The organism is Vibrio sp. MMG023 (assembly GCF_021654215.1).
GTDB classification, from domain to species: domain Bacteria; phylum Pseudomonadota; class Gammaproteobacteria; order Enterobacterales; family Vibrionaceae; genus Vibrio; species Vibrio jasicida.
On sequence record NZ_JAKFZP010000004.1, the window covers coordinates 441,522 to 455,052 of the forward strand.

Here is a 13,531-nt window from a genome sequence, read left to right on the forward strand (position 1 = left end):
CAAAGGGCTCTATTTCAAGTTTTTAAGTTTTAGTAATACCCCTGATTTTTTTAATTATATAACCCTACAATTTACAAGGCTTTAAAAATGAAATTCAAACCTTCCCTACTCGCTTGCGCAGTTCTCAGTGGTCTAGTCGGTCTGACTGGCTGTAACGACGACACAACCAACATTTATGAAGGCGGTGACACCAACCCTGCACTGCCGGATATTCCTGACGGCGGCAAGCCAGTATGTCCTCCAGTTGGCGATGGCGACTGTGATGACAAGCCAAACCCAGAAACACCTGAAATCGACATGGGCGTTCATATCCCGGTAGATTTCGCCGATATGGACGTAACACGCTACGTCAACCCATTCATCGGCACAGGTAACCTAGGCAACACCTACCCTGGTGCAACCACACCACACGGCATGGTACAGCTTTCTCCAAACAACGGTTCAAACGGCTGGGAATACATTTCAGGCTACTACTACCACGACGCACGTACTTCCGGTTTCTCTCATACCCACCTTTCCGGAGCAGGTGCTGGCGACTTGAACGACATTCTCGTCATGCCAATCAACTCGCGTTCGGATTACATGATTGATGAAGGTTCGGCAACGCTAAACCTAGAAGCGTCTCGCTTCCAACATCGTGACGAGCAAGCGACAGCAGGTTACTACAAAGTCGATCTATTGGATTACGACATCAAAGCCGAGTTAACGGCGTCGGATCGCGTTGGTGTACACCGTTACACCTTCCCTCGTGATGAGAAGTCAGAAATCATCGTGAACACTGGCTTCAAAATTAACTGGGACTACACCTCAGATTCTTACTTGAAATGGGATAAAGACAATAACCGTCTAGAAGGTCACCGTTTCTCTGACGGCTGGGCACCAAGCCAAAAAGAATTCTTCGTGATGGAATTCGACCAACCAATCAAAAACGTTCGCTTTGCTTACTACGATAAAGAGCAAGGTCGTTACATGGACGTGCCAGAAGGAATCACTGAAATCGGTAACGAGACACGCGGCAAGTACCAATACGCGCGCGCTTACGTTGAATTCGACACATCCAAAGACGGCTTAACGGTTGAAGCGAAATTGGCACTATCAAACGTTGAGATCGGCGAGAACGGCAAGTCTGGTGCTTCTCTTAACATGACAGAAGTTGCGGGCATGAACTTCGATCAAGTACGCGAAGCGGCAACGAAGAAATGGGAAGACGAACTCGGCAAGATCCAAGTCTCTGGCGACGAGGATTACAAACAGACATTCTACACCGCGATGTACCACTCGTACCTAGGTCAAACCATTCACTCTGACTTAGATGGTCGCTACCGCCAAGTTCACCAAGGTCGTAACGCTTACCCAGATGGCAACACACCTTGGGGCGATAAGATTGATACGCTGAAAGAGTCGATCCGCACTGCCGATGCTAACAAAGATGGCAAAGCAGACTTCACGCGCTATGACACTTTCTCGTTATGGGATACCTACCGCGCAGTTCAACCGCTGTCTTCGATTCTTGAACCTGACCGCCTAGCCGACGTGGTTCTATCTATGCTGTCTTACGCTGAAGAAGAATGGGTGGATGACAAAGGCAACGTGCGCAAAGGTCGTCTGCCTGAGTGGACATTCAAAGGCAACGAAACAGGCATGATGATGGGCATGCACTCAACGCCAGTGATTCATGATGTGTTGTCGAAAGGCTCACTAGAAAAACGCATGATCGATCTTGGCTTCACAGAAGCAGAGAGCAAAGACGTCAAAGAACGCTTAGTTGAAGCAATGATCACTGACGCGCGCACCGCAACGAGCCAAGGCGTAGCATGGATCAAAGAGTACGAAGAACAAGGTTACGTGCCAGCGCAATTGCACGATACTCCACCAGATTCTTACGGCGGTCACTCACCATTTAAAGACTCTTGGACAGCATCTTACTCGCTTGAATACTCAATGAACGACTGGGCAATCGCGCAATCGATCAAGGAAGTCTTTGGTGAAGAAGATCCACGCTACACCGAGTTCGCTAACCGTTCTAAAAACTGGCAAGCGCAATTCGACTTCGGTGGTAAGCAATACCAAGGTTGGTTCAAAGCCCGTGACTACGATGGCGAGTTTATCGATGCAGGTTGGGTAGACCCAATCACCGGTCGCGCGGTTGGTAAAGACTGGCGTCCAGACATGTTCAACTGGGCATTCTCTGAGTCGAACGGCTGGCAATACTCGTTCAGTGTTCAGCACGACATTCATGGCTTGATTGACCTGATGACACGCTTCGACAAGACACAAAACCCTGAAGCAGAACGCGGTGACTTGTTCGCAGCTCGCTTGGATGAGTACTGGTCAACCTACCCAGACCGCAACGCAGGCGACAACCAATTCCCGGTGTTCAACACAGGTAACGTTGGTCAGCACGTGCAAGGTAACGAACCAGATATCCACGTGCCGTACTTGTACAACTACGTGGGTCAACCTTGGAAAGGTCAGGCAGCCATCGCCGCAGCAACCAACATTTGCTACAAGAACACCGCTGACGGCATTTGTGGTAACGACGACTTCGGTACGCTCTCTGCGTGGTTCGTGTTCCGTGCACTTGGCTTCTACCCAGTTAACGCTTCTTCTGGCATCTACGAAATCGGTACTCCGCTGTTTGAAAGCGCGTCCATCGATGTCGGCAACAACCAGAAGTTCACGGTTACCGCGAAGAACGTTAGCCGCGAAAACATCTTCATTCAATCGGCTCGCTACAACGGCAAAGACTTCAACCGCACTTACCTGACTCATGACGAAATCATGTACGGCGGTGAGTTGGAGTTCGTGATGGGCGACAAACCAAATCAACGTTGGGGCTCTCTAGAGCAAGATCTTCCACCAGCACAAGGCATCGGTGAGTTCTTGCATGAAGACGAGATGCCAGCAGGTTCTCGTTAATCCCAATAGTGACAACTCAGCCGGGGGAACGCATCTCCCGGCTACCCCTACAAGCAAATTTTATAAGCAGTCCTTTATAAACAGTCTCTTATAAACACTTTTTATATACGAATAACGACAAAACGGTATGCACATGTTTAAACGTAATCTTATCTCTTTGGCTATCCTGGTTGGTCTGACGGGTGGCTTGGCTGGCTGTAACAGCGACAACGATTCTTCCTCTTCACTACCGGGCGATCCAATTGTTGATCTCGCGGTGTTGAAATACGTCGATCCAATGATCGGCACAGCAGCTTCTGGTCATACATTCCCGGGGGCGACGGTACCGGCAGGTATGGTTCAACTGTCTCCAGATACTTTCATCGGCTCTAACACAGACCACGAATCAGGGCTTAACCCTTGGCACTCGGCTTCTGGCTACTGGGATTCATCTAACTACGAAACTGGCGAAGTGGTTAACACTGACGTTCCGCTGTACGGCTTCTCCCATACTCACCTTTCAGGTACAGGCGCAACGGACTTAGGCGACATCTTAGTTCTACCATACGCAGACATGGCGAACACTCAGCTGAACTCTTTCGACAAAGCCAATGAAGAAGCAAGCGCAGGCTACTACAAAACCAAGCTAAACCAAGGTCAAATTGAAGTAGAACTGAGCGCAACCAAACGTGTTGGTTTTCACAAATACACCTTTGCTGATGGCGCAGACCGCAACGTGAAGTTCGATTTGGGTCATACCCTAATGAACAACAACGGCAAGTCTTTGAAGAACAAAGTAGAAGTGGTGGACGAATACACCATTCGCGGTCGTAAAACATCAACAGGCTGGTTCCAAGGGCAAGACCACCAAGGTCAAGACATCTTCTTCTACGCGAAATTCAACCAGCCAATCGCCAAAGCACTGCTGGGTGAACAAGACCAAGAACCAACTCGCGAAATGCGCAATGGCGCAGTTTACTCAGGCGATGATCTGACCGCTTACCTAAACTTCGGCACAGGTGAAGAGCCCATTGAAATCCGCGTCGGTATCTCTCCAGTTAACTGGCAAGGCGCACAGAAAAATTTAGAAGCGGAAGCACCAAGTTTCGATCTAGCAAAAGTAAAAGAAGACGCAGAATACGCGTGGGCTGAGAAGCTAGCAAAAATCAAAGTAGAAGGCGGCACAGACGCAGAGAAAACCAACTTCTACACTGGCATGTACCACATGATGATCGCGCCAATCGAGTTCTACGATGTGGATGGTCAATACGTGGATATGCTTGGCACGGTGCGCACACTGAAAGATGGCGACACACCAAACTACTCGATTTACTCAACGTGGGATACGTTCCGCGCGGTTCACCCAATGTGGACCATCATCGACCCAGACCAAGCAACGCTATACGTGAAAGACTTGATTCGTAAATCAAACGACGAGTTTGGTTTATTGCCGAAATGGGAAGGTCACGGCTCAGAAACCGGCACCATGATCGGCTATCCATCGGCTGCGATTCTGGGCGATGCGGTAACCAAAGGCTTGATTGATGCGGAGCAAGCTTACACCGCATCAGTGAAATCAGCGCGTTACACACCGCATGAGTACCCACAGATTCATGACGACATCCTAAGCTCACTCATGGCAGGTCAGTTGAACTACCACGAGAAAGAACAGTGTGTTCGTTACCCGAACTGGAACTCAGTGTCGTACTCGTTGGAATTCTCATTCTACGATTGGACGATCGCAGAAATGGCAAAAGCCGCTGGCGATATGGACGCGTATGAAGAGTTCAAAGCTCGTTCTTACAACTCTTTGAAACACTGGGATGCAAAAGCAGGTAACGCAGACGGCACGGGCTTCTTCGTACCAACAGAGCTGAAAGAAGGCGACCCATGTGCAATGAAATACGCTTCAACTGACTTCGACCCTTACAAGTCTGACGCGTTCTACTACACAGAAGGTAACGCGTGGCAGTGGCAATGGGCGTTCATGCAAGACTTGGACAAGCTGACTGAAATCATGGGCGGCACGCAAGGTCTGAACGACAAGCTGAACAACCTATTTACTGCCGATCCAAATGGCGGTGAAGCGCACCAAGACATGACAGGCTACATCGGTCAGTACATTCACGGTAATGAGCCTTCGCACCACGTCATCTACTTGTACAACCGTACAGAAGAGTCTTACAAGGCGCAGGAATACCTAGACCAAGTTTACGACCAGTTCTACAAACCGACGCCAGACGGCATCATCGGTAACGAAGACGTGGGTCAAATGTCAGCGTGGTACTTGATGTCAGCACTGGGCTTCTACCAAATCTCGCCAACCGATCCAACCTACAGCATCGGTCGTCCAATCTTCGACAAAGCGACGGTAGACATTGGCTCTGGCACCTTCACGGTAACGGCTGAAAACAACGGTCCAGACAACATGTACATCAAAGAAGTAACCATCAACGGTAAGCCTCTGGATGTGTACAACACCTTCCAGCACAGCGAATTCAAAGCAGGCGGCGAACTGCACTTCGTGATGACAGCTGACAAGTCTGAAGCAATGCAAGCCAACCTAGGCGAATAATGATTTTGAGGGGACCTCGTGTCCCCTTTTCTCGTGGAATAAAAACAATGAAACTAAAAAGAACCCTACTCTCTACCGCAGTGTTAACCGCCATGCTTGGTCTTGCTGGTTGTGGCAGCGACTCTGATCCAGAAACTCCGGTTATCTCTACCCCTACTTTGGAATTCGTTGATACCTTGATCGGCACTAAAGGTCTTGGCAACGTAAACCCATCTCCAGTTATGCCAGAAGGTATGATTCAGCCATCACCAGATAACTTCGATCCAAACGGTTGGAATGGCAAAGGCTCACCTGTCGAATACGATCCTGTGCACAGCCTGCTTTCTGGCTTCTCAATGACCCACATCTCTGGCGCAGGTAAAGGCGACCTAAACGACTTCGCTTTCTTGCCATACACAGGCTTCAATACCGATGCCGTGACCATGGATAAAAGCTCGGAAGTGGCAGAGGTTGGTTACTACTCGGTTGATCTTGTAGAAACCGGCGTAAAAGCTGAGCTGTCGGCGACCGACCGCGTGGCGTTCCAACGTTACACCTTCAAACCGGGTGAAGATCGCAAAGTACGTATCGACCTGCAACACGAACTGTTGGAGCAATACGGCAACCACTCTCGCAGCATCTACTACAAACGCGTTAACGAAACCACCGTCGTAGGCGCGCGTACCTCAAACGAATGGGGTCAATGGCAAACCGTGTTCTTCGCGGCAGAATTCTCTGATCCAATCATTGAAGAGAACTTGTACACCAAGCTGGCTTCTGAAAGCAAACTGACTCCAACTGACGCTACCGAAGTCGGCTTGGAAGATTACCGCGGTTACGCAGAGCACAAACCAATGCCGGGCGAACCAGAACCTGACCCAGAACGCTTGGCAAAACGCGCAAACGATGTCCTGACACATTTGAACTTTGGTAAGAGCGATGAGCCATTGGTGGTCAAAGTAGCGATTTCTGGCACTGGCGTTGACGGCGCACTGAAAAACCTAGAAGCAGACACTAACGGTTGGGACTTCGACAACGTCGTACAACAAAACCGCGTGGCTTGGGAAAACATCCTTGGCGAGTTTGAACTGGAAGGCGGCAACAAAGCCGACAAAACCATGTTCTACACCTCGCTCTACCGTACGTTTGTTGCTCCATTCCTATACCAAGATGTGGATGGCAAATACCGTGGCATGGATGGCAAAGTGCACCAAGCAGAAGATGGCTTAGTCAACTACTCAGTGTACTCAATGTGGGATACGTTCCGCGCCGCACACCCACTGAAAACCATCATCGATAAAGACCGCGCGATTGAACACGCACGCGATCTATTGAACAAATACCAAACGGGTGGCGTGCTGCCAAAATGGGAACTGCACTCGGATTACACCGGTGAAATGGTCGGTCATCCTGCGGTCTCGGTTATTGCCGATATCATGGTCAAACACCCAGAAGCCTTTACCGCGGCTGAGTTTGATTTGGCGTTGAAAGCTGCTGACGAAACAGTCAACTTCAACCTTGATAAAACCGAAAGCTGGGTGCCTTACCAAGATGCTTGGAACGGTGACAAACGCTTCACGGTCATGACACGTCATAACGACTACCAAGAAGACGTCGGCTTTATTCCAGCCAATACCAAATGGGCGCCGGACTCTGGCGACAAACCGGGTTACGTGGAAGGTTTGAAAGTCGATAAATACGACGAGCTTGTGAACGAGTCTGTGTCTTACGGTCTTGAGAATGCTTACTACGACTGGTGTATCGCCCAGATCGCTAAACTTGCAGGCAACGACCAGCAGTACGACCGCTACATGGCGCGCTCAGAATCGTTCAAGAACTACTTCGATTACAACCCAGAGCAATACGGCAAACTGCAAGACACCAAAGGCAACGCATTGGGTGCAACGGGCTTTATGCGTCCGGCTTACATGAACAGCGGCAGCAAGGTTTGGGCAAACAACCTGAAAGCAGAATGTTTGGACGAGAACATGGCGCTGTCTATCCCAGACGGTATGGACTACAACGCCTGTAAAGACCGCAAAGCACTCAACGAAAGTGACGTGTTCTGGCCTTACCGCGCCGAGCACCGTGGTGAAGACTTCACCGAAGGCAATACATGGCAATGGACATGGTTTGCACCGCACAACTTGAACGGTCTGGCTAACGTGATGGGTGGCGAGCACATCGACCGCACCGACTTCTCTCTTCCTGAAGACGTAACCGAACAAGGCAAAGCGGCATTCCTCGCTAACTTGAATGCGCTGTTTAATGCGGACTCCAACGCCGATACGAGCCAATCACACGATATGTCAGGCTACATCGGTCAGTTCGTGATGGGTAACGAGCCTGATCACCACGTGCCTTACCTTTACAACTGGACGGCAGAACCTTGGAAGACACAAGAAATCGTCGACCAAGCGATGAACGAGTTCTACCACCCAACGCATGAAGGTCTGATTGGTAACGAAGACGTCGGTCAGATGTCGGCGTGGTATGTGATGTCTGCATTGGGCTTCTACCAAGTCACACCGGGCGAAGCAAGTTACACCATCGGTCGTCCTCTGTTCGACAAAGCCGTGATTCCAGTCGCCGACGGTAAATTCACCATCACCTCAGAAAATAACAGCCAAGAGAGCATCTACGTGAAGTCGGTGACCATCAACGGCAAACAATTGAGTGACAACTTCAGCTTCGCGCACAGCGATTTGAAAGACGGTGGTGAGCTGCATTTCGTCATGACTTCAGACAAATCTGAAGCGATGAAAGCGCAGTAACCGATACACATCCAAATAACGAAAGGGGGCATCTAGCCCCCTAAAAAACTTCACTTCAGTGGAACCATAAAAATGAAACTAAAAAGAACCCTTATCTCTACCGCTATACTCGCTGCCATGTTTGGTCTTGCTGGTTGTAACAGTGATGACGACAACAGCAAATCTGGTACTCCATCCCTCGACACCACACTAACTCAATACGTCAATCCATTGATTGGTACAGGCGCAGATGGTCACACCTTCCCAGGGGCGGTTGTGCCTTACGGTTTGGTACAACTTTCTCCTGATACCGAAATGGAAGGCTGGGGCTCTGCCGCCGGTTACTTCGACCACGGCAAGCTGACTGAAATCCCAGTGTATGGTTTTTCCCACACTCACCTTTCTGGCACAGGCATTACCGACCTTGGTGACATCTTAGTTCTGCCTTTCACCAAGAAAGAAAACGCCGTTTTCAATACCTTCGATAAAGACAACGAAACCGCAGAAGCGGGTTACTACGCAGTTGAACTGAACAAAGGCGAAATCAAAGCTGAGCTAACCACCACGCAACGTGTTGGCTTCCACCGCTACACCTTCAAAGAAGGCACGACACCACACATCAAGTTCGATTTAGACCACACTCTCAACAAAGGTCACTTCAACAACCGCACCATGAAGGGTGATTTAGAGTTCATCGACGCTTACACCATCCGCGGTTTACGTAGCTCGAACGGCTGGGCGAACAACCAACACGTCTACTTCTACGCCACCTTCAACCAACCTATCGTCAAAGCCATCGCTTTGGTTGACGGCGCAGAAACCGAAATCGATGTAAACAACGACAACATCGACGCAGTGAAAACCATCACTTACCTAGAATTCGCACCATCATCAACACCGCTAGAAATCCAGGTAGGCTTGTCACCAACAGGCACAGAAGGAGCGGAGAAAAACCTAGAAGCAGAAGCGAAAGACGTGTCATTTGATACTGCGCGCGCTCAAGCCAACGATGCATGGCACCAAGAGCTTAGCCGCATGATGGTATCTGGCGGTACGGAAGATCAGAAAGAGATCTTCTACACTGCGCTTTACCACGCCTCTATTGCTCCAATGATTTTCCAAGATGTCGACGGCCAATACCCTGCGATGCGTACTCGCATTCAAAAAGACGCGGGCGACACACCAAACTACTCTGTGTACTCCATGTGGGATACCTTCCGTGCAGCGCATCCACTGAAAACCATTATCGATCCAGAACGTGCCGAAGAGTTTGCCAACGACTTGATTCGTAAATACGAAGACGGTGGCATCTTGCCGAAATGGGAACTGCACAGCCATTACACTGGCACTATGATCGGCTTCCCTGCGGTCTCTATCATTGCTGACGCGATGGCGAAAGGTTTAGACATCGACCCACAACTGGCAAAAGAAGCGGCTGAGTTTACGGTGCGTTACCACGAGGCATCTGAATTCCCAGATTGGACGGAAGACAACAACATCGGCGCAGCAAACGTTGTGCAAGTGAAGGTGTACGAAGAAAACGGCTTTGTTCATCACGGTTACTGGAACAGTGCGTCTTACACGCTTGAGTTTGCATATGGCGACTGGGCAATGGCAGAAATCGCGCGCATGGCTGGCGATGTAAAACTGCAAGAAGAGTTTATGACTCGTGCCGACAACTGGCTTAACCATTGGGATGCAGAGACAGGCTTCTTACGTCCGAAAAACCACCCGCTAAGCTCATCGCCAAACAAACCGCCTTTGGAGTTCAACCAACCAATTGATGAAGAGCGTTTGGATGAGTGTGAAATGGTTGAGTGGCCAGAAGGCTCTGGCGTAATGAAAGAGAAATGCCCACTGCTGCCATTTGACCCTTACTACGTGGACGAGTTTGCCTACACCGAAGGGAACGCGTGGCAATGGAAGTTCCAACCAATGCACGATTTCAACCGTCTGAAACAAGAAATCTACCAAGCAGACTTGGCGCAAGGCAAAGACACCACGCCAGAGAAAGCGTTCCGTGAAGACTTGGACGAGCTATTCAACGCGCGTTCTTCAAACACTGGTGAAGAACTGCCAGACCTAACGGGTTACATCGGTCAGTACATGCACGGTAACGAGCCATCGCACCACATTCCTTACCTATATGCGCTAACCGATGAGCCATGGAAAGCGCAAGAATACCTAGACCGCATCATGTCAGAGATGTACACCAGCGAACCAACTGGTTTGATTGGGAACGAAGACGTGGGTCAGATGAGCTCTTGGTACTTGATGTCGGCAATGGGGTTCTACCAAGTGACGCCTGCGGATCCGGTCTACACCATCGGTCGTCCTATGTTTGATGAAATCACCATTCCAGTGGAAGGCGGCGAATTCACCGTCATCGCAGACAACAACAGCCCACACAACAAGTACGTGAAGTCTGTAACCATCAACGGCAAACCGCTGGATGCCAACTTCACCTTCAAGCACAGCGAAATCAAAGCGGGCGGCGAGCTTCACTTCGTCATGACGGGTGACAAGCAAGAAGCGCTTCAAGCTCAGTAACGTTTTATGTAATTCGTGTTTAAAGAATAAGCAGATAGATTAACTCAATGGCAGGAAGTGACGCGCTTCCTGCCTAAGGAATCAAGATTATGAACTTTACGAAAACCGCTATCGCCACCGCTGTGATTGCAAGTGTTATTGGTTTGGCTGGCTGCAACGATGACGACGATAACACCTCACCAAGCGTCGATACTTCCAACCTAAAATACGTCGACCCATTCATTGGTACCGGCTTTAACGGACACACCTTCCCGGGTCCTGTTGTGCCAGAAGGCATGGTGCAACTTTCTCCAGATACCGAGCTGATCGGCTGGCACTCTTCATCAGGTTACCACTTCGATAAAAAGACTCTATTTGGCTTCTCCCACACTCACCTTTCTGGCACAGGCATGGGCGGTTTAGGTGACATTCTGTTCCTGCCGTTTACCGAAGATAAAGCTAAATACATCGAAGACAGCGACGACTACCGCGAAGCGATTTCGGTCAAGATGGACAAAACCTCAGAAGTGGCAGAAGCGGGTTACTACTCTGTGAAGATTGCTGAGAACGGTATCAAAGCTGAGCTTACAGCTTCTGAACGTGTCGGCTTCCACCGCTACACCTACCCACAAGGTCAACCACAACGTCTGAAGATAGACCTCAACTCCATCCTTAACAGTGATTGGGGTTCGACCTCTCTGCGCAACAAACTGACGGTGAGCGAAGACGGTCATACCATCACGGGCGAGCGCGATGCAGCGCACTTCTCTGGCTGGGCGAAAAACCAAAAAATCTTCTTCTATGCGACTTTCGATAAGAAGATCAAAGACGTCTACATCCTTGCCAATGGTAAGCCTGTTGACGGTCTAACGGCAGAGCACGTTTCTGAATTGATTTACGATGACCAAGGTAATCCAGTTAAGCGTGTCAAAGCGGACGTCACTGCCTACATCGAATTTGAAGATGAAGGCTCACAAGAGTTGAATGCGCAAGTGGCGTTATCTGCGGTTGACCCACAAGGCGCAGAAAACAACTACGATGCCGAAGCGAATGTCTCTTTCGATACTGCGCGCAACAACGCACGTGAGAAATGGGCAAAAGCACTCAACTTCTCAATTGAAGGGGGCACGGAAGATCAGAAAGAGATCTTCTACACCGCGCTTTACCACACCAAAATTGCACCTATGGTGCATCAAGACGTAGATGGTCGATTCCGTGGCATGGGCAAAGGCTCAATTCGTGAAGGCGAAGGGGAATACTCCATCGCTTACGGTCAAGCAACGGAAGAACAGCCAAACTTCTCGGTTTACTCTCTATGGGATACCCAACGTGCATTACACCCACTAAAAACCATCACAGAACCAACCCGCGCGGTGCAATACGCGAAGAACCTAGTTCAGAAGTACACTGAAAGCGGCTTGCTGCCGAAGTGGGAACACTTAGGCGACGAAACAGGCACCATGGTCGGCTACCCAGCGGTAGCAGTGATTGCGGATGCAATGACCAAATTCCCAGAAGAGTTTACTCAGCAAGAGAAAGAGCTGGCGCTGAAAGCAGCGATCGACTCTTCGACTTACGACAACTACCCTGCATTGCAAGCCGATTGGGATCAGGGCGTATTGGATCGCACTTTAACCAAGCACATCGATTACATTGAGAAAAACGGCTTCACACCTGCGATCCAACGTGTCGATGGTGAGCCAGTATTTGAAGACTACACGGTTGAGTCTGTTTCTTACGGTCTAGAAAACGCGTTCTACGATTGGGCTATCGCACAAATCGCCAAAGCAGCCGGTGATACTCAAGCGGAAGAGCAATACCTTGAACGCTCGAAAGGCTACAAGAAGTACTTCGATTACAACCCAACGGAATACGCAGAACATGGCGTGACGGGCTTTATGCGCCCAGTGATGATTGATGAAACCTTCATGACGCCATTCGACCCATACGGTACGGAACACGAGACAGGCAACTACACCGAAGGTAACGCGTGGCAGTGGACTTGGTTTGTACCGCATGACATCGCAGGCTTGAAGACCATTATGGGTGGCGATGCTGAGTTCCAGAAGAACCTAGAAGCAACCTTCACCGCAGAAAGCCAAGGTACAGAAACACCGGATATGTCTGGTTTGATTGGTCAAGTTGCGTTTGGTAACGAACCTTCGCACCACATTCCTTACCTATTCAACTGGACCGCAGAACCTTGGAAGACACAACAAGTCGTCGACCACATTCTGGATGACATGTATTTCGCTGCGCCAGAAGGCGTCATTGGTAACGAAGACGTGGGCGCAATGTCCGCTTGGTATGTGATGTCTGCATTAGGCTTCTACCAAGTGAACGCAGCAGAACCTATTTACACTGTGGGTCGTCCACTATTCGACAAAGCGGTGATTCCGGTGAAAGGCGGCACGTTCACTATCACCACAGAGAACAACACCGATGACAACATGTACGTCAAGTCTGTCACCATCAATGGCAAAGCTTTGGATAACGGTTTCTTCTTCGACCATTCCGAGTTCAAACCGGGTGGTGAGTTGCACTTCGTGATGACAGGCGAGCAATCTGAAGCGATGAAAGCGCCTCAATAAGTCTCTATCACTCTTCCCTCTTCAAAGGTCAGTTCGCGAGAGCTGGCCTTTTGTTTTTAGCCTTTAATCCTCACCAACACAAATAATCACTCCGCGACAATTAATCATAAGCTCAGTAAATTTATGTGATCCAATTCAAGCGAACTAAACGTTTGCTTTTTTAAAGTTGCCCCGTTTCGCGAAACCCAACATTCATTCGACTTAAC

5 protein-coding genes are annotated in these 13,531 nt (G+C 49.6%); all 5 read left to right on the forward strand.

Annotated elements, in window-relative coordinates; all coding sequences use genetic code 11:
- Positions 1–87: 87 nt before the first annotated feature.
- The 5 genes from L1076_RS15470 (at position 88) to L1076_RS15490 (ending at position 13,325) form a co-directional block, all read left to right on the forward strand.
- Positions 88–2,919 (forward strand): GH92 family glycosyl hydrolase, encoded by a 2,832-nt coding sequence (locus tag L1076_RS15470; RefSeq protein ID WP_237303947.1) that lies wholly within the window; start codon positions 88–90, stop codon positions 2,917–2,919.
- A 133-nt stretch (positions 2,920–3,052) separates the two neighbouring features.
- A complete protein-coding gene (locus L1076_RS15475; protein ID WP_104037750.1) occupies positions 3,053–5,473 on the forward strand; it encodes a GH92 family glycosyl hydrolase in 2,421 nt (806 codons plus the stop codon).
- A gap of 47 nt (positions 5,474–5,520) precedes the next feature.
- Positions 5,521–8,226 carry a GH92 family glycosyl hydrolase gene (locus L1076_RS15480; RefSeq protein ID WP_237303948.1) on the forward strand — a complete coding sequence of 902 codons (2,706 nt, stop codon included), beginning with the start codon at positions 5,521–5,523 and terminating at the stop codon, positions 8,224–8,226.
- 72 nt (positions 8,227–8,298) lie between these two features.
- Entirely contained in the window at positions 8,299–10,755 is a 2,457-nt protein-coding gene (locus L1076_RS15485; RefSeq protein ID WP_237303949.1) for a GH92 family glycosyl hydrolase, read from the forward strand.
- Positions 10,756–10,844: 89 nt separating this feature from the next.
- The gene (locus tag L1076_RS15490) at positions 10,845–13,325 is read left to right on the forward strand and encodes a GH92 family glycosyl hydrolase (protein ID WP_237303950.1); all 2,481 of its coding nucleotides are present in this window, start codon (positions 10,845–10,847) and stop codon (positions 13,323–13,325) included.
- The last annotated feature ends 206 nt before the right edge of the window (positions 13,326–13,531 follow it).